General features: G+C 54.0%; 19 protein-coding genes and 1 other annotated feature. Of the genes, 9 read left to right on the top strand and 10 right to left on the bottom strand.

Translation table 11 applies throughout. The features are described from left to right. Positions 1 to 111: 111 nt before the first annotated feature. From E0L21_RS22955 to E0L21_RS25125, 6 genes are all read right to left on the bottom strand, one after another. Complete coding sequence (locus tag E0L21_RS22955; RefSeq protein WP_131413586.1) at positions 112 to 297, bottom strand: hypothetical protein; 186 nt, start codon at positions 295 to 297, stop codon at positions 112 to 114. 74 nt (positions 298 to 371) lie between these two features. Beyond that, a complete protein-coding gene (locus tag E0L21_RS22960; protein ID WP_131413587.1) occupies positions 372 to 2,426 on the bottom strand; it encodes a replication endonuclease in 2,055 nt (684 codons plus the stop codon). Then, positions 2,427 to 2,648, bottom strand: coding sequence for a TraR/DksA family transcriptional regulator (locus E0L21_RS22965; protein ID WP_131413588.1), 222 nt, complete (start codon positions 2,646 to 2,648; stop codon positions 2,427 to 2,429). It abuts the gene before it with no gap. Further along, the gene (locus E0L21_RS22970) at positions 2,648 to 2,875 is read right to left on the bottom strand and encodes a DUF2732 family protein (RefSeq protein ID WP_131413589.1); all 228 of its coding nucleotides are present in this window, start codon (positions 2,873 to 2,875) and stop codon (positions 2,648 to 2,650) included. Before E0L21_RS22970 ends, E0L21_RS22965 begins: the two co-directional genes overlap by 1 nt. Before the next feature lie 67 nt (positions 2,876 to 2,942). Next, positions 2,943 to 3,281, bottom strand: coding sequence for a DUF5347 family protein (locus E0L21_RS22975; RefSeq protein ID WP_131413590.1), 339 nt, complete (start codon positions 3,279 to 3,281; stop codon positions 2,943 to 2,945). A 41-nt stretch (positions 3,282 to 3,322) separates the two neighbouring features. Continuing rightward, entirely contained in the window at positions 3,323 to 3,697 is a 375-nt protein-coding gene (locus E0L21_RS25125; protein ID WP_208430935.1) for a hypothetical protein, read from the bottom strand. Between the two features lie 115 nt (positions 3,698 to 3,812). Between E0L21_RS25125 and E0L21_RS22985 the strand changes: the two genes are divergently transcribed. The 6 genes from E0L21_RS22985 (at position 3,813) to E0L21_RS23010 (ending at position 9,930) form a co-directional block, all read left to right on the top strand. Further along, positions 3,813 to 4,661: a phage repressor protein CI gene (locus tag E0L21_RS22985; protein WP_131413591.1), complete on the top strand. Its 849-nt coding sequence runs from the start codon at positions 3,813 to 3,815 to the stop codon at positions 4,659 to 4,661. A gap of 92 nt (positions 4,662 to 4,753) precedes the next feature. Next, positions 4,754 to 5,179: a DUF2946 domain-containing protein gene (locus E0L21_RS22990; protein WP_407928691.1), complete on the top strand. Its 426-nt coding sequence runs from the start codon at positions 4,754 to 4,756 to the stop codon at positions 5,177 to 5,179. 63 nt (positions 5,180 to 5,242) lie between these two features. Then, a complete protein-coding gene (locus tag E0L21_RS22995; protein WP_131413593.1) occupies positions 5,243 to 6,604 on the top strand; it encodes a PepSY-associated TM helix domain-containing protein in 1,362 nt (453 codons plus the stop codon). 183 nt (positions 6,605 to 6,787) lie between these two features. After that, positions 6,788 to 7,858 (top strand): 3-deoxy-7-phosphoheptulonate synthase AroF, encoded by a 1,071-nt coding sequence (gene aroF, locus E0L21_RS23000; RefSeq protein ID WP_131413594.1) that lies wholly within the window; start codon positions 6,788 to 6,790, stop codon positions 7,856 to 7,858. 9 nt (positions 7,859 to 7,867) lie between these two features. Beyond that, positions 7,868 to 8,989, top strand: a complete 1,122-nt coding sequence (gene tyrA, locus E0L21_RS23005; RefSeq protein WP_131413595.1) for a bifunctional chorismate mutase/prephenate dehydrogenase — start codon at positions 7,868 to 7,870, stop codon at positions 8,987 to 8,989. Positions 8,990 to 9,057: 68 nt separating this feature from the next. After that, positions 9,058 to 9,930, top strand: a complete 873-nt coding sequence (locus E0L21_RS23010; protein ID WP_131413596.1) for an SMP-30/gluconolactonase/LRE family protein — start codon at positions 9,058 to 9,060, stop codon at positions 9,928 to 9,930. Here E0L21_RS23010 and pheA read toward each other — a convergent pair. The 4 genes from pheA to bamD form a co-directional block, all read right to left on the bottom strand. Beyond that, the gene (gene pheA, locus E0L21_RS23015) at positions 9,927 to 11,087 is read right to left on the bottom strand and encodes a bifunctional chorismate mutase/prephenate dehydratase (protein WP_131413597.1); all 1,161 of its coding nucleotides are present in this window, start codon (positions 11,085 to 11,087) and stop codon (positions 9,927 to 9,929) included. The genes E0L21_RS23010 and pheA overlap by 4 nt on opposite strands. A gap of 30 nt (positions 11,088 to 11,117) precedes the next feature. Continuing rightward, positions 11,118 to 11,243, bottom strand: a sequence feature (Phe leader region). Then, positions 11,192 to 11,242, bottom strand: a complete 51-nt coding sequence (gene pheL / locus E0L21_RS25130) for a pheA operon leader peptide PheL (RefSeq protein WP_189660115.1) — start codon at positions 11,240 to 11,242, stop codon at positions 11,192 to 11,194. Its footprint overlaps the feature before it by 51 nt. Before the next feature lie 101 nt (positions 11,244 to 11,344). Continuing rightward, the gene (gene raiA, locus E0L21_RS23020; RefSeq protein WP_044489450.1) at positions 11,345 to 11,683 is read right to left on the bottom strand and encodes a ribosome-associated translation inhibitor RaiA; all 339 of its coding nucleotides are present in this window, start codon (positions 11,681 to 11,683) and stop codon (positions 11,345 to 11,347) included. A gap of 274 nt (positions 11,684 to 11,957) precedes the next feature. Beyond that, positions 11,958 to 12,695, bottom strand: a complete 738-nt coding sequence (gene bamD, locus E0L21_RS23025; protein ID WP_131413598.1) for an outer membrane protein assembly factor BamD — start codon at positions 12,693 to 12,695, stop codon at positions 11,958 to 11,960. 131 nt (positions 12,696 to 12,826) lie between these two features. Here bamD and rluD point away from each other — a divergent pair, with 131 nt between their 5' ends. The 3 genes from rluD (at position 12,827) to clpB (ending at position 17,238) form a co-directional block, all read left to right on the top strand. Beyond that, the gene (rluD, locus tag E0L21_RS23030; protein ID WP_131413599.1) at positions 12,827 to 13,807 is read left to right on the top strand and encodes a 23S rRNA pseudouridine(1911/1915/1917) synthase RluD; all 981 of its coding nucleotides are present in this window, start codon (positions 12,827 to 12,829) and stop codon (positions 13,805 to 13,807) included. Continuing rightward, the gene (gene yfiH, locus E0L21_RS23035; RefSeq protein WP_131413600.1) at positions 13,804 to 14,535 is read left to right on the top strand and encodes a purine nucleoside phosphorylase YfiH; all 732 of its coding nucleotides are present in this window, start codon (positions 13,804 to 13,806) and stop codon (positions 14,533 to 14,535) included. The genes rluD and yfiH overlap by 4 nt, the downstream gene beginning before the upstream one ends. Before the next feature lie 129 nt (positions 14,536 to 14,664). Further along, positions 14,665 to 17,238: an ATP-dependent chaperone ClpB gene (clpB, locus tag E0L21_RS23040; protein ID WP_131413601.1), complete on the top strand. Its 2,574-nt coding sequence runs from the start codon at positions 14,665 to 14,667 to the stop codon at positions 17,236 to 17,238. The last annotated feature ends 113 nt before the right edge of the window (positions 17,239 to 17,351 follow it).

The raw sequence follows: 17,351 nt of genomic DNA on the forward strand, positions 1-17,351 counted from the left end.
CAACAGGTGTGCGCAGGGAGAAAAGCAAAGCACAAATGCACCAGGCAGCACTGCCGCTGGCGCATCAAGGGAAGGGCAGCGCTAACTGCCGGGAGGGGATGTGGTGGGGCGCTATTCGGCCTGGTAGAAAATGTTTTCATCCTCGTCGGTGGTGTTTTCGCTGTTGGCCAGGTCCGCAATCAGACTCAGCGCCAGTTTCAGATCGGACGGTTTGCAGTTAGCCAGCAAAGACACCTCGGCAATGAATTGCACGCATGCCCATTTGTGCTGAGTCTGATTTAGTCGCTCAGAGACCATGAATCCCTCTCATGAATTTCTTGTACTGTATGTTTATACAGTATCATAGGCCGATTATTAATGGGAAGCGATAATTATTTCTTTCCATCTCTATGTTGCTGATAAAGAAAACCATTGTGGCTTTCTGGTAGCGCCTCAAACCCAGTGTTTCCAGCTATTTCCCTGATATTTCTGCCAGTACAGATAGCGCTTTTTGGCGTGTGTTTGCGCGCCTGCAGAATATCGCTGCGCAGCCAGGCGGTAAGTTGCCGACGTTGGCGCCTGTTTAACAGCTTACCCGGCTCGAAGTGCGTACAGTTATTGACAGAACTCCAAGAAAGGGCGGTGTTCGGCACGTTTTCCTGCGCACGCTTCGGCACGATCTTCCACTTTTTCAGCCGCGTCAGCAGCGGCGAACCGCTCCCAACCGCGTTGTCATACACTCCGCGTACGCGCAGCGTCTCTTCGCCATACTGATTCATATCGCCGTCTGCTTCATAAAGGGTGCGCACCTGCACCTCATCGCGTTTAACGAACGGCCCACCTTGCGCGTTGACATAACCTGCCCAGTCGCCGCAATCGGCGGCTTCATGCACCTGTGCAAATTCCACGCTTAATCCGCGTGCGGCATCGTTATCGGTCAGTTTGCGTAGCTCGCGATAAACGGTGACCGGCGCGCCGCCAATAAACTGAAACTGGCGGATACGCCAGCGCGTGGCCCATGCACAGACCGCGCAGGCGCTCTCTTTTAGCAATGCGCCGCTCTCAACGTCGGTTTCGCCATCCAGTGCATAACCGTCGATATTTTTAGCGATATATTTCGCCAGATAACCCGTCGCGCTGCCTTTTAACGCATCGATAGTTTCGGCGTGAAAGCGTGCCTGTTGCGCTTTCGCACTGCTCAGCTCGTGGTGGTCTTGCTGGCAGGCGAAATCACGCACGATCTCGCGCACGCGGGAAACCTCCTGCGGCTGCATAAACAGCAGCAGGTGCCAGTGCGGAGTGCCGTCGTGATGGGGCTCCGCCACGCGAATGCCGAAAACGCGCAATCCGTTGCGGTGCAGCTTCGCGCGGATTCGCGCCCACAGACCGGTGAAATAGCTCTGGGTTTGCGCCGGGCTGGCGCCGTTCCATTTCCGGTTGCGGTAGCCCGCGCGCGTCGTCGCGTGCCAGGCCGAAGGCGCTGTCAAAGTGTAAAACTCGCCTACGTAGCCGAGGTTTTGGCAGAGGGTTTCGAAACCGCGAAGGCGCGTCATTAGCTCACAGCGTCGGATCGCCGGGTTGGCGACTGAACCGTCGTGTTTATCGATAAGGCTAATGCGATTTCCCTCTTCATCTTCCAGCTCCATGCTTTTGAGAAACTCACGGTTGCGCCGTTTTTGCTCGCGCCAGGCGGCGACGCACTGCGCGCTGGCGTAGGGCTGCTTTTTCTTGCTGACATTGCCAAGTGCAATATGCAAATGCTCGCGCCACTGCGCGGCGGCTTTGCGCAGATGTCCGCGCCACCACTGTTCGCTGAACAGGCGCATGATTGCCGGAGCGATATCTTCCGCTCTGACGACTTTTTGCGTTACGCGCTGCCAGTGCGGCGGGGTAACGTTAAATTGCAAGGCGATGGTGCCTGCGTGCAGATACCAGCGATGCAGCGTTTTCAGCTCCGTTGCGCTTGTGTCGTCGTGTTCTGCCAATTCGCCGCGAATAAAGTTGGCGATGTCTGCCGCCAGCCTGTCGACAGGGGCTTTGTTCATATCCGGCAATTGGTTATAGCGGCTAAACAGCGAGACTAAGCGGTGCGCCAGCCCCTGCTGAATAACCGTGTCGAAATGACCATTGAACACCGCTTTGGAGACGCGCGGCTGTAAATGGCTCAGTTGATAGTGCTGTGCCACCGCGTTGATCCTCGGCAGCATACGGCGGTAAAAATGCAGCAGAAAAGCCTCAGCACGCGCCATGCCGTGCTCTTTTTCTATCGTATCCGCTGCACGGGTGAACGAAATACGCACGCACTCCGGCTGTAGCGCCAGCGCCTGACGCGCCTGCAACACCGCCGCAATATGACGATTGCGGCGGTGCAGCTCAGCATGAGTGAGCAAGGGGCTGGAGATAGCTGAACGCGGCGCATTCCACGGATAAGCCCAGGTGACGGACACTTAGCATCTCCTGTAGTGCTTGTCTTTCTGTTCGGCAATCTGCTGGCAACAAACGCAACAGGTTACGCCGGGCAGCGCCATGCGCCGCGCTTGTGGAATTGGCGCATCGCAGCTTTCACACGTCAGCCTTGAGGGGGCTAACAAGCGATTACGCGCATGCTGAATATGTCGTTCGCGCTCTTCTATCTCGCGTTGCTGGGCGAGATCCATTTCGTCGGCCATTAGTGCAACTCCTGCGCCTGGTTGTCGATGTGGCTGGCTTCCTGGCGCAACAATTCAGCGGCATCGTGCCATTCAAGGCGTTGCGAGGTGATGAATGCGGCCAGTGCGTCCAGACGGGCAGAGATAACGCCGGCGCAGCGCAGACGCTCATTGTTGCGCGCTTGTGCCAGCTGAAGCGCGAGAGCTTCTGGACTGTGGTTCGGCGAGTTGAGTGGCTGTTTTCTCATTGTGTTTCTCCTTAATTTGGGCAAAGGGATGCCCGACGGGTTGACGTCATGGTTGTGGATTTAGGGTTTACAGCGGCATGGTGAGCCGTTTCGGAAACTGGCTTACTACCGCGCGGAAATGGTTCATGGCGGCGATCACCGCCCGTTTCTCATCACGCGTTAATGCATGCGGGTTGAGCGCCTGGCGCGCGGCAGGCACTCTGGCGAGAAAGAAAATTGCCGCCAGCGCCCGGTTATTCTCTTCTGCGTGTTCATCGCGCTGGTCACGCAGATCGTCGATAAAGCGTGCCACGTCGCTCCAGTTATCGCCCCATAAGCGCCCGCGAAGTTCGGCGATATGGTTCAACCCGCTTAGCCGCTCTGACGTGTTAAGCGGAACATGCACGACAGGGGATGTGATAGCCATAAACCCTCCTGTGATAGTGTTGGCTTGCAAAAGCAAAATCATCATGACGGCATGCTGAAAGTGTGTTTAACGCCGTGGCAGCACTTTTCCTGGTGAGTAAAGGCGAAGCGCAGGGTGCTGGCATTCATCTGCACATCGCGACATTTTGCGGTGTCGTGGGTGTCAGACTCGTTGTCGATAAGTCGGCTCAGCGATATGTACTTAGCGTATTGCTGATCCCGCTGACATTCGCTCTGGCTATGGATTGCCGCGGGTACTTTTTCACTCATTAGTGGAAGTATCGATACGCGAATCGATGCATACGGCACCGGAAAGAGGGTTAGCAACCATGTCTTTGTCCGGCTGTGCGAAAAACGCCTGGATTGCATTTGAAAGCCGGATAATGGATGCGACGGCGTTGATTTTGCATCTGACATATCGCATTATCTCCTGTTGTTTAAAATGTACTGCGAAGCTGTGCTTTTTGGTCGATGCATAGCAATATAAATCGCAAATGCGATTGTGTAAATCACTTTTTCGATGTTGGTGTCCATGAGTGAAAACAAGATGAGTGTTCAGGATGTGATTGAGCGCATTGCCGCGTCCTATTCCGTCTCCAGCCAGAAGGCGCTCGCGGAGGCGCTGGATGTGCCGGCGAACAATATCAGCAGCTGGATCCAGCGCGATAGCGTGCCGTATAAAGCGGTGGTCAAATGCGCACTCGACACTGGCGCAGACCTGCACTGGCTGGTGAATGGTGAATTTGCAAATGCGAAATTAACCGATAAGCCAGTGCCGAAAGGCAAAGCGCTGTACGACGAAATTTTGTCGACCGGCGGGCGTCCGGTGCTGCGCCGTATCCTTGATGCGTACGGGTTCGAGATGCAAAAAGAGCTGGGGGATTTACTGGATATCTCTTCCGGCACCATCAGCACCTGGGTGCGACGTGAGTTTTTCCCTGGCGATGTGGTGGTGACTTGCGCACTGGATACCGGCGTCTCTTTAGGCTGGCTGGCCACGGGCAAAGGCGAAATGTACCCCGCAGCGGCGGACACAGTGCATAATGACGCGGCGCTGAGCATTCCGAAATTTCGCCATGAATCTGGCGAGCTAAAAGAAGCGGGAGTCTGGTCGCTGGATCGCAGCCTCGCACCATCTTCCACCGACGGCCTGAATTTTATTGAAGGGCTGAATGCGGGCTGGCTGGTGGATACTCGCGCGCAAAAAATTGGCAACGGCCGCTGGTTTATCAGTATTGACGATACGCTGGATGTGTTTGATGTGGTGCGTCTGCCGGGCGGCAAAGTGCGCCTCACCAACGGTGCGGTGGATTTTGAGTGTGCGGTGGCGGAGATCATGCCCTATGGCGTGGTGGTCTTCACACTGGAAAAACATGTCTGAGGGCTGCGACTCGGCACGCAGAAAAACGACAAGTAAATTAACTTTCTGGTGATGTTTAATTTACAATGCCGCTTCGACCGGGAGGAGAAGTGGTGAGGTACGTTTTTCATCAATACGCAGCACAACGCGCAGCCACAGGGCTGGCGCTGTTTGCGATCTTGCTGATCCTCGTTGCGCCGCTGATTTCTGTCTCGCTGCAGCAAGACCCGATGAGCGCGATGCCCGGCATGCATCACGAGATGAACATGCCGATGCATGCACATCACGATGTCTCATCGCAGCCGATGTCGCACCATCAAAATTCACCGCAAAGTATGCCGCTTGATCACGCCGAGGCCTGTGGTTACTGCGTATTGCTGGCACATGTTCCCGCCCTTATCTTCCTCGTTATTTTGCTGCTGCTTGGTCGTGTGCTGCGCATCCGCCTGGCTGCTACCCGCCAGCGCGTTCGGCACTGGCACTTCTTTCCCTGGCTTTGTCCTGACACCCGCGCCCCGCCGCGCGTCTGCTTTTCCTGACCCTAAAAAAATGTCCGTTCGCCTGTGCGAAACGGCAACCTTTTGCTATTTCTGAGGAAAAGTATGACAACCTGCACTCCGCGTGCGGCGTGGCTTAGTGTGCTGCGACGCCTGCATTTTTACATTGGCCTGTTTGTCGGCCCGTTTATTTTTGTCGCCGCCCTGAGCGGCACGTTATACGTGGCGACGCCACAGCTGGAAAACAGGCTCTATCACGATGTGCTTTACGGTGTGGAAGAGGGGGCGCGGCAACCGCTCGCCGAGCAAATCGCTGTTGCTGAACACGTAACGGGTGGTCATTTGCGTCTGCATGCGGTGCGCCCCGGACTTGCCGGGAGTGACACAACCCGCGTGATGTTTGCTGACCCGCAACTGGGCGCATCAGAGAACCGCGCGATATTTATCGACCCGGTGACGCTGCAAGTGAAAGGGGATATGACGGTCTATGGTACCAGCGGAATTTTGCCGCTGCGCCAGTGGATTGATTATTTCCATCGCTCGCTGCTGCTGGGCGATGTTGGTCGAATTTACAGTGAACTGGCAGCGTCCTGGATGTGGGTTGCCGCGCTCGGTGGCATTGCGCTGTGGTTTTTTACCCGTCCGAAACGGCGCATCAATAACGCGGTGCAGAATCATCGTCGCCTGCATGTCTCTTTAGGTTGGATCTTGCTTGCCGGGATGTTGCTATTTTCCGCCACCGGTCTGACCTGGTCGCAGTGGGCGGGCGGCAATGTTGACAGCCTGCGAGCGGCGTTTGGCTGGATGACGCCGCAGGTCAATACGCAACTGCACGGCTTGCAAGAGATGAACGATCCGCATGCGGAACATCATATGATGCACGACGGCATGAATATGCCGGATATGCAGCTGGATCTGGTGCAGTTCGACGAAGCCTTACACAGCGCGCGGCAAGCCGGGATCGCCGCCAGCAAGCTGGAGATCCGCCCGCCGCGCAGTGCAGATAAAGCCTGGACGGTAACTGAAATCGATCGCGGCTGGCCCACGCGCGTGGATGCGGTGGCGATTGACGGCAGTACGATGGCGGTAGTGGATCGCACAAGGTTCGCTGATTTCCCGCTGATGGCGAAGCTGACGCGCTGGGGCGTCGATTTCCATATGGGCATTCTGTTTGGCCTGGCGAATCAATTGCTGCTGATTGCCTTTGGCTGTGCGCTGTGCGTAATGATTGTGATTGGCTACCGGCTGTGGTGGATCCGCCGCCCGGCCAGTGCGAACGCAAATCCGGCGAGCACGCTACTGTACAGTTGGCTGAGCTTACCGCTATCAGGACGGATAATGAGCGCTTTACTGGCGCTGTTGCTGGGGCTGGCGTTACCCGTAATGGGAGCCAGCTTGCTGCTGTTTATACTGATTGATGCGGTGCGCTGGAGACAACATGCCAGGCGTGCTGTCGTAGAAATTTAGCCGCAAAATGTCGCCATGTGTAAAGTTAATATTACACATGGCGACAACAAAGTCGCGATAAATTTGCTTTTGTAAAGTAATCGTTACGTTATGTGGATTGAAATCTTTACCCGGTGTGGTATCGTTACGTCATCCTCACTTGAGGAACAACTATCGCAAACGAGCCATACAGGATTTTTGATCATGCAAAAAGACGCGCTGAATAACGTACATATTACCGATGAACAGGTGCTGATCACCCCGGATCAGTTAAAAGCGGCCTTCCCGTTGACCACCGAGCAGGAAGCGCAAATTGCGCAGTCCCGCCAGACCATTTCCAACATTATTGCCGGGCGCGATCCGCGTCTGCTGGTGGTCTGCGGTCCTTGCTCGATTCACGATCCGGAAGCCGCGATTGAATATGCTCGTCGATTTAAAGCCCTTGCCGCAGAGGTCAGCGATAGCCTCTACCTGGTGATGCGTGTCTATTTTGAAAAACCCCGTACTACCGTTGGCTGGAAGGGGCTGATTAACGATCCGCACATGGATGGTTCGTTTGATGTGGAAGCAGGCCTGAAGATTGCGCGTCGTCTGCTGGTTGAACTGGTCAGCATGGGGCTGCCGCTGGCGACCGAAGCGCTGGATCCGAATAGCCCGCAGTTCCTTGGCGATCTGTTTAGCTGGTCGGCAATTGGTGCGCGAACCACAGAATCACAAACGCACCGCGAGATGGCTTCGGGTTTATCAATGCCGGTTGGCTTTAAAAACGGTACAGACGGCAGCTTGGCGACCGCGATCAATGCGATGCGCGCCGCTGCCATGCCGCACCGCTTTGTGGGCATCAACCAGGCCGGCCAGGTTTGCCTGCTGCAAACCCAGGGCAACCCGGATGGGCATGTGATCCTGCGTGGCGGTAAAGCGCCTAATTACAGCCCGGCGGATGTCGCGCAGTGTGAAAAAGAGATGGAACAGGCGGGACTGAAACCGTCGCTGATGGTAGATTGCAGCCATGGTAATTCCAACAAAGATTACCGTCGCCAGCCTGCCGTTGCTGAATCGGTGGTGGCGCAGATTAAAGATGGCAACCGTTCGATTACCGGTCTGATGATTGAAAGCAATATTCATGAAGGCAATCAATCTTCTGAGCAACCGCGCTGCGAGATGAAATACGGCGTTTCCGTGACCGATGCGTGCATCAGTTGGGAAGCGACCGAAGCGCTGCTGCGTGAAATCAACAACGATCTGCGTAACAGCCTGGCGGCGCGTTTTGCTTAAGAGGGTGTTATGGTTGCTGAACTGACCGCGCTGCGCGATCAAATTGATGAAGTTGACAAGGCGCTGCTGGGTTTACTGGCGCGCCGCCTGGAGCTGGTGGCGGAAGTTGGCGAAGTCAAAAGTAAATATGGCTTGCCAATTTATGTACCGGAGCGCGAAGCGACTATGCTGGCGTCGCGCCGCAAAGAGGCTGAATCACTGGGTGTGCCGCCGGATCTGATTGAAGATGTGCTGCGCCGTGTGATGCGTGAATCCTACTCAAGCGAAAATGACAAAGGGTTTAAAACCCTTTGCCCAGAACTACGCCCGGTGGTGATTGTGGGTGGCGGTGGGCAGATGGGGCAACTGTTTGCCAAAATGCTCACGCTTTCCGGTTACCAGGTGCGCATTCTTGAGAAAGAGGATTGGGCGCAGGCCGATGCATTGCTTGCTGATGCGGGCATGGTGATTGTGAGTGTGCCTATTCACGTTACTGAGCAGGTGATCGCCAAACTCCCGACTCTACCGGATGACTGTATTCTGGTCGATCTGGCATCGGTGAAAAGCGGACCATTACAGGCGATGCTGACGGCGCACAAAGGGCCGGTGCTCGGGTTGCACCCGATGTTTGGCCCGGATAGCGGCAGTCTGGCCAAGCAGGTGGTGGTCTGGTGTGATGGCCGACAGCCGGAAGCGTATCAGTGGTTCCTGGAACAGATTCAAGTGTGGGGCGCGCGTTTACATCGCATTAGCGCCGTTGAGCACGATCAGAACATGGCCTTTATTCAGGCGCTGCGGCACTTCGCAACGTTCGCATATGGCCTGCATCTGGCTGAAGAGAATGTTCAGCTCGAACAATTACTGGCGCTTTCATCACCGATTTATCGCCTGGAACTGGCGATGGTCGGGCGCTTGTTTGCGCAGGATCCGCAGTTGTACGCCGACATTATTATGTCGTCGTCCAGTAATCTGGCGCTGATCAAACGCTACTACCAGCGTTTTGGCGAAGCGATTGGGCTGCTGGAGCAGGGCGATAAGCAGGCGTTTATCGATAGCTTCCGCAAAGTTGAGCACTGGTTTGGCGATTATGCCCAACGTTTCCAGAGTGAAAGCCGTGTGTTATTACGTCAGGCCAACGACAGCCGCCCGTAAGTGAAAAAGCCGTTTATACTGAAAAGCCAGTGGTAACCCACTGGCTTTTTTCATTTAAGGGATGCGCAATGGCTGAGTTGCACACGCTGTTTGATTACACCGGGCATTTACCGGAATGCCCCACCTGGAGCGAAGCGGAGCAGGCGCTCTACTGGGCGGATATTATTGAAGGCGAGATCCACCGTTATCACTTATCGTCTGGTGAACATACGGTGCTCTCGTTTGCCGAAGAAGTGGGCTGCTTTGCGCTGCGTGAGAAAGGCGGCTTTATCGTGGCGATGCGTAATGCCATCTGGCTGACGGATGCACGCGGTTTGCTGCGACAAAAAGTCTGTGATAATCCTTCAAACCCGCAGCTGGCGCGCTTTAACGATGGTGGCACCGATCATTTGGGCCGTTTTTATGCGGGCACATTTTGGGGGCCGGGTGATTACAACGGCGCGTTACTGTTGCGCATTGATAACGACCTCACGCCCAAAGTATTGCAGTGCGACATTCACGGTGCCAATGGCCTTGCTTTCAGCCACGATAAACAGTGGATGTTCACTTCGGATAGGCCGAACGCGGTGATTTACCGCACGCCGCTTGATGAGCAGGGCGAGCCGGGTAAACGTGAGGTCTTCCGCCGCTTTAACGCCGGGGAAGGCATTCCGGATGGTGCGGCGATGGATGTTGAAGGTTGTTACTGGAGCGCGATGTTTGACGGCTGGCGCATTGCCCGTTTTTCGCCGCAGGGTGAACAACTGGCAGAGTATCGCTTGCCGGTTCGTTGCCCGACGATGGTCTGTTTTGGCGGTCCTGAGATGAAAACGCTATTTATCACCACCACGCGGGAAAATATGACGGCGGACGAAGTGGCTCAATATCCGCTGTCGGGGGCGATCTTCACCCTGCCCGTGGCGGTGGCAGGGATGAAGAAGCCTTTGTTTAAAGAGGATTAAACCGGGTCGACCGGCACCACATTTTCACTGGGGTAGCAGCCAAGCACTTTCAGCGAACGTGCGGTGTCGGTGAGTTCGCGCAGTGCTTTTTGCATCAGTGCGGATTGCAGATTGGCCTGCACGTCAATGTAAAACATCTCTTCCCACGGGTTGCCGTGAATTGGGCGTGATTCCAGTTTGGTCATGATCAGATTGTGGTTACGCAGCACCAACAGGGCTTCAACCAGGGAACCTGCTTGCTGGCCGGTCGCCATCAGCAGCGTGGTTTTTGCCGGCACTTGATCGGAAACATCAATGGCTTTGCGTGCCAGCACGACAAAGCGCGTAATGTTCTGCGTCTGGTTCGCCAGATTACGTTGCAGTACTTGCAAGCCATACAGCGCGCCACCGGCTTCGCTACCCAGCGCCGCGACCTGTGGAGAGTTCGCCTGCGCAACCTTTTCCATCGCGGCGGCGGTGCTTTCGCAATACTCAATTTTCCACTGCGGATAGCGGTTAATGAACTGGCTACATTGCTGGAAAGGCTGCGGATGGCTGTAAACCGTAGTGATCTGTTCTAAATCGGTGGCGCTGGAAACCAGAATGCAATGGTCAATAGGAACTGTCAGTTCACCGACGATAGATAAACTGGTGTGCTGGAGCAGGTCGTAAACATCGTTAATCGCCCCGGAGGTGGTGTTCTCCAGCGGTACAACCGCGTAATCGGCCTGGCCCGTTTCTACCTGGCTGAAGATATCGTGAAATTTCAGGCAACCGCTCTCAATGAACTGCTCAAAATGGCGTGCCGCGTATTGGCGAGCAGCCAGATGTGAGTACGAGCCTTTCGGGCCAAGAAAAGCAATGCGGGCTGAGTGCGGGTTAATTTCATTCAGATGCTGCTGGAGCAGAGCTTGCTGGGTGAGAACGGAGTCTTCGATGATCAACTGGAACAGGCGGGTGATGTAGTGGGCGTCCAGATGATGTGCTTTGCCGAGTTCTATCAGACGTTCGAGTAAATCACGCTCGCGATCGATATCGCGTACCGGGCGGTGCGAATCCAGCTTGGCTTTGCCGACTTCAACAGAGAGCTGGCGGCGTTCGGCCAGCAGCGTCAGCAACTGTTCATCCAGTGCGCTGATCTTTACGCGTAAATCCAGTAAGGGGTTTTCAGCCGTCATGTTGTTGCCTTTCGTCTTTAATTGTTATCAATAAAAAAGGCCTCCCGGTGTGGGAGGCCTTATTGTTCGTCTTCGCATTCTTTATCACAAAACGAATCGCCTCCCTAATTGGGGAAGGTAAAAAAGAATGCGAAGAAGAACGGAACAAGTTTCATGGAGTTTTCCTTTGTGCGACCGAAGTACAGTACCCGTACTGTTTTCGCTCTGTCAATAAAAAACGCGCCCGTGGGCGCGTTGGGATGGGCTCAATGTAGAGACTACTCTTCTTCTTCCTCAACAAAGCTTGTGTCTTTCACCGATGTTGCGGCGCGACGTGCTTCACCTTTGTGCTGCACTTTATTAAGCTGCCGTTCCAGCTTGTTAATCAAGTCGTTGATTGCAGTGTACATATCTTCATGTTTCGCACTGGCAACTAGCTGCCCGTTAGGTGTGTTGATTGTTGCATCGGCGATAAAGCCCTGTGGCTCTTTCGACAGGATGATATGCGGGTTAATCAGTTGAGTTTGCCATTTATCCAGTTTGGCGAGACGGTCTGTGACATGCTGGCGGATTGCCGGAGTAATTTCCATTTGTTTACTGGTAATGTTCATTGTCATAAATTTTACCTCTTGTCTTTCCGTCTTGGTGATTTCAGCATACCGTCCATAATGTCAAAATGTGTGATTTAAATCACATTATTTTGTCACTTTTTGTCAATGAAGGGGTTTTGTGAGGCAGGGCAGGAAGAGGGCAAATTTACCTTGTCTAAGCCACCATTAGCAGTCATAGTTGATAGGATGGATTGCGGCTAAACCGCTTTAGTGATAGATAAAATGAATAAAAAACGGCAGCCCGTAGGCTGCCGTTTTGCATTTCAGGCGATCAGGTCAATTAGGTTCGATTGCTGTTCGCCGCAATAATTTTCGCCACTTTATCCGCCTGCGCGTTGAGCTGCAGTTCACGATAGGCTTTTTCCATCAGCGGCAGGGCGTCATGTGTCGCTTTTGTATCCGGGAAGTCACGCAGCATACCTTCTACACGGTTGGTTACTGCAACCCAGGCACCACGATCGGTGTAATATTCTGCAACCGACAGTTCATATTTCGACAGACGATCTTTCAGGAACACCAGGCGCTTGGTGGCATCGGTGACGTACTGGCTGTTCGGGTAACCGCGCACCAGTTTGGAGAAATCTTTGAATGCGTCGCGGGCATGCGCCGGATCGCGATCGCTACGGTCTACGCCGAAGAACCCTTGCAGAGCACTGTCATCCAGCGCCATGTTGGTCAGCCCACGCATATACATCACGTAATCGAGGTTCGGATGGGTTGGGTTCAGACGAATAAAACGATCAATCGCGGCTTGCGCCAGCGGCAGATCGGCATTTTTGTAATACGCGTAAATCAGATCCAGCTGCACTTGTTGTGAGTAAGGACCAAACGGATAACGATTATCAAGTGCTTCCAGTTGCGTTATTGCCGCCTTCCAGTTACCGTCTTGCAGCTTTTGCTGAGCTGTCGCGTAGATTTCGTTTGGCGGATTATCAGGCACTTCTTCCTTTGAACCGGAGCAACCTGCCAAAGCCAGACTCAACGTGGCGGCTGCCACCAGATATTTCAAGCGCGTCATGACGTTTAGACTTTCCTCAGAATGTTTATGCGGGAGATTCTTTATTCCTGCTCCCGACTAAGACCAGCTACAATAGCACACTATATTAAACGGCGAAGCCGTAAAACCCAACGTTAACGAAGAAGCTGTCTATGGCACAACTAGTACAACTCACCGCAACGGTATCCGAAAACCAACTCGGTCAACGCTTAGATCAAGCTTTGGCCGAATTGTTCCCGGATTATTCACGTTCGCGCATAAAAGAATGGATTCTCGACCAGCGCGTGCTGGTCAACGGCGCTGTCAGCGACAAGCCGAAAGAGAAAGTGTTGGGTGGCGAACTCATTGCTATCAACGCGGAAATCGAAGAAGAAGCGCGCTTTGAACCGCAGGATATTCCACTTAACATCGTCTATGAAGACGATGACATTATTGTCATTAACAAGCCGCGCGACTTGGTCGTACACCCGGGCGCGGGTAACCCTGATGGCACCGTTCTTAATGCCTTGTTGCATTATTATCCGCCCATTGTGGATGTTCCGCGCGCAGGCATCGTCCACCGTCTGGATAAAGACACTACCGGTTTGATGGTGGTGGCGAAAACCGTACCCGCTCAGACGCGGCTGGTGGAGTCGCTGCAACTGCGTGAAATCACGCGTGAATACGAAGCGGTAGCGATTGGGCATATGACTTCCGGTGGAACGGTGGAAGAACCCATCAGCCGCCATCCGACTAAGCGTACCCATATGTCGGTGCATCCGATGGGCAAACCGGCGGTGACACACTACCGCATTATGGAACATTTTCGTGTGCATACACGCCTGCGTTTGCGCCTGGAAACAGGCCGTACGCACCAGATTCGCGTGCATATGGCGCATATTACTCACCCGCTGGTGGGCGACCAGCTCTATGGCGGCCGTCCGCGTCCGCCGAAAGGCGCATCGGACGAGTTTATCGATACACTCCGCAAGTTTGATCGCCAGGCTCTGCATGCCACCATGCTGCGTCTTTACCACCCCATCAGTGGTATCGAAATGGAATGGCATGCGCCGATTCCACAAGACATGGTTGATTTGATTGATGCGATGCGCGCTGATTTTGAAACCCATAAGGACGATGTCGCCTGGTTATGACCAAACTGATCCTCCCGGACTGGCCGCTGCCAAAAGGTGTGGCGGCCTGTAGCTCGACGCGTGTTGGCGGCGTTAGCCTGCCGCCTTACGATTCGCTGAACCTTGGTGCACATTGCGGGGACAATACTGAGCATGTGGAAGAGAATCGCGCGCGCGTATTCGCAGCGGGCGGTTTGCCTTCGAAGCCGGTGTGGCTTGAACAGGTTCATGGCACTGACGTGCTCGAACTCAGCGGTGGTCCCTATGCGTCGAAACGGGCGGATGCGTCATACAGCAACACGCCCGGTACAGTCTGTGCGGTGATGACCGCCGACTGTTTACCGGTCTTGTTTTGTAACCAGGCTGGCACTGAAGTTGGTGCTGCCCATGCCGGTTGGCGTGGTTTATGTGCGGGTGTGCTGGAACAGACGGTTGCCTGTTTCGCCGATAAACCGGAAAGCCTCATGGCGTGGCTGGGACCGGCGATTGGGCCGCAAGCATTTGAAGTTGGTGCAGAAGTTCGCGAAGCGTTCATAGCGCACGATCCGCAGGCCGACAGCGCTTTTCATCCCCACGGTGAAAAATATTTCGCTGATATCTACCAGCTTGCTCGCCAGCGCCTGGCGAGCGTAGGCGTACAGCACGTGTTTGGCGGTGATCGCTGCACCTTCAGCGATAAGGATGATTTTTTCTCATACCGCCGGGACAAGACGACCGGGCGTATGGCAAGTTTCATTTGGCTGATATAACCTAAAGAATCAAGACGATCCAGTACGCGTAGGTTTTCTTTCGCATAATTCAGGTCATTCACCTTGAATAATTGAGGGATGACCTCATTTAATCTCCAGTAGCAATTTGGACCTGTTATGGGAGGAGTTATGCGTCTGGATCGTCTTACCAATAAATTCCAGCTTGCTCTCGCCGATGCCCAGTCGCTCGCACTCGGGCACGACAATCAATTTATCGAACCTCTTCATTTAATGAGCGCCTTACTGAATCAAGAAGGCGGTTCGATTCATCCTTTATTAACCTCTGCTGGCGTGAACGCCGGTCAGTTACGCACAGCGATTGAACAAGCGCTGAGCCGCTTGCCACAGGTGGAAGGCACCGGTGGCGACGTGCAGCCTTCTCAGGATCTGGTGCGTGTACTTAATCTTTGCGACAAGCTGGCGCAAAAGCGAGGTGACAACTTTATCTCGTCGGAACTTTTCGTTCTGGCGGCGCTTGAATCACGCGGTACGCTGACGGATTTGCTTAAATCTGCTGGTGCGACAACCGCCAATGTGACCCAGGCGATTGAACAAATGCGTGGGGGAGAGAACGTGAACGACCAGGGGGCCGAAGACCAACGTCAGGCCTTGAAAAAATTCACCGTCGATCTGACTGAGCGCGCCGAACAAGGCAAGCTCGATCCGGTTATCGGTCGTGACGAAGAGATTCGTCGTACGATCCAGGTACTGCAACGGCGTACCAAAAATAACCCGGTGCTGATTGGTGAACCGGGCGTCGGTAAAACGGCGATTGTCGAAGGGCTGGCGCAACGTATTGTTAACGGTGAAGTGCCGGAAGGACTGAAAGGCCGCCGTGTGCTGGCGCTGGATATGGGCGCACTGGTTGCTGGCGCAAAATATCGCGGTGAATTTGAAGAGCGTTTAAAAGGTGTGCTGAACGATCTGTCGAAACAGGAAGGCAATGTCATTCTGTTTATCGACGAGCTGCATACGATGGTCGGTGCTGGTAAAGCCGACGGTGCAATGGATGCGGGCAACATGCTGAAACCCGCGTTAGCGCGCGGTGAGTTGCACTGCGTTGGCGCTACCACGCTGGATGAGTATCGCCAATATATAGAGAAAGATGCGGCACTGGAGCGTCGTTTCCAGAAAGTGCTGGTGGCCGAGCCGACAGTGGAAGATACCATTGCGATTCTGCGTGGGCTGAAAGAGCGTTACGAACTGCATCATCATGTGCAAATTACCGATCCGGCAATTGTTGCGGCGGCGACGCTGTCACATCGCTACATCGCCGATCGCCAACTGCCGGATAAAGCCATCGACTTGATTGATGAAGCGGCGTCCAGCATTCGTATGCAGATTGACTCGAAACCGGAAGAACTCGACCGACTCGATCGCCGTATTATTCAGCTCAAACTGGAACAGCGGGCGCTGATGAAAGAGTCCGATGAAGCCAGTATCAAGCGGCTCGAAATGCTTAATGAAGAGTTGGAAGATAAAGAACGCCAGTACTCATCATTAGAAGAAGAGTGGAAAGCTGAAAAAGCCTCCCTTTCCGGAACCCAAACCATTAAGTCGGAACTGGAGCAGGCCAAAATTGCCATGGAGCAAGCGCGACGTAATGGTGATTTAGGACGCATGTCGGAACTTCAGTACGGGAAAATACCGGAGCTTGAAAAACAGCTGGCTGCCGCAACTCAGACCGAGGGTAAAACCATGCGTCTGCTGCGTAACCGTGTAACCGATGTGGAAATTGCAGACGTGCTGGCGCGCTGGACCGGCATCCCGGTAGCGAGAATGATGGAAGGCGAGCGCGAAAAATTACTGCGAATGGAGCATGACCTCCACCATCGGGTAATTGGCCAGGATGAAGCTGTCGAAGCCGTTTCTAACGCTATTCGCCGTAGCCGCGCTGGGCTGTCTGATCCGAATCGCCCGATCGGTTCGTTCCTGTTCCTCGGGCCTACCGGGGTGGGTAAAACCGAATTGTGTAAGTCCCTTGCGAACTTTATGTTCGATAGTGACGATGCAATGGTACGTATCGATATGTCGGAATTTATGGAGAAACACTCCGTTTCACGTCTTGTCGGTGCGCCTCCGGGATATGTTGGTTATGAAGAGGGCGGTTATCTGACGGAAGCGGTCCGCCGTCGCCCTTATTCCGTTATCCTACTGGATGAAGTAGAGAAAGCGCATCCGGATGTGTTTAACATTCTGTTGCAGGTACTGGACGATGGTCGTTTGACCGATGGGCAAGGCAGAACGGTTGATTTCCGTAATACGGTCGTCATTATGACTTCCAACCTGGGTTCTGATTTGATCCAGGAGCGTTTTGGCGATCTGGATTACAGCCACATGAAAGAGCTGGTGTTAGGTGTGGTTAGCCAGAGCTTCCGGCCGGAATTCATCAACCGTATTGATGAAGTGGTGGTGTTCCATCCGTTGGGTGAAAAACACATTGCTTCTATTGCGCAGATCCAACTGCAGCGTTTGTATAAACGTCTGGAAGAGCGTGGCTATGCTGTAAGCATTTCCGACGACGCGTTGAAGCTGCTCAGCGCAAACGGGTACGATCCGGTGTATGGCGCGCGTCCACTGAAACGCGCTATTCAACAGCAGATTGAAAACCCGCTGGCGCAGCAGATTCTTTCTGGCGAGCTGATTCCGGGCAAACCGGTGCAGCTTGTGGTGAAAGATGAGCGAATTGTGGCAGTGCAGTAAATCACAAAAGAAGAAAACGAGCCCTTTTGGGCTCGTTTTTGTTTGAAAACCAGGCGAAAATTAAACATCTAAGTGCAATTTGCCTGAAAAGTGAGCGAACGATCGCTTTTTTC

This window comes from Kosakonia quasisacchari, from assembly GCF_004331415.1.
In the GTDB taxonomy this organism is placed as follows: domain Bacteria; phylum Pseudomonadota; class Gammaproteobacteria; order Enterobacterales; family Enterobacteriaceae; genus Kosakonia; species Kosakonia quasisacchari.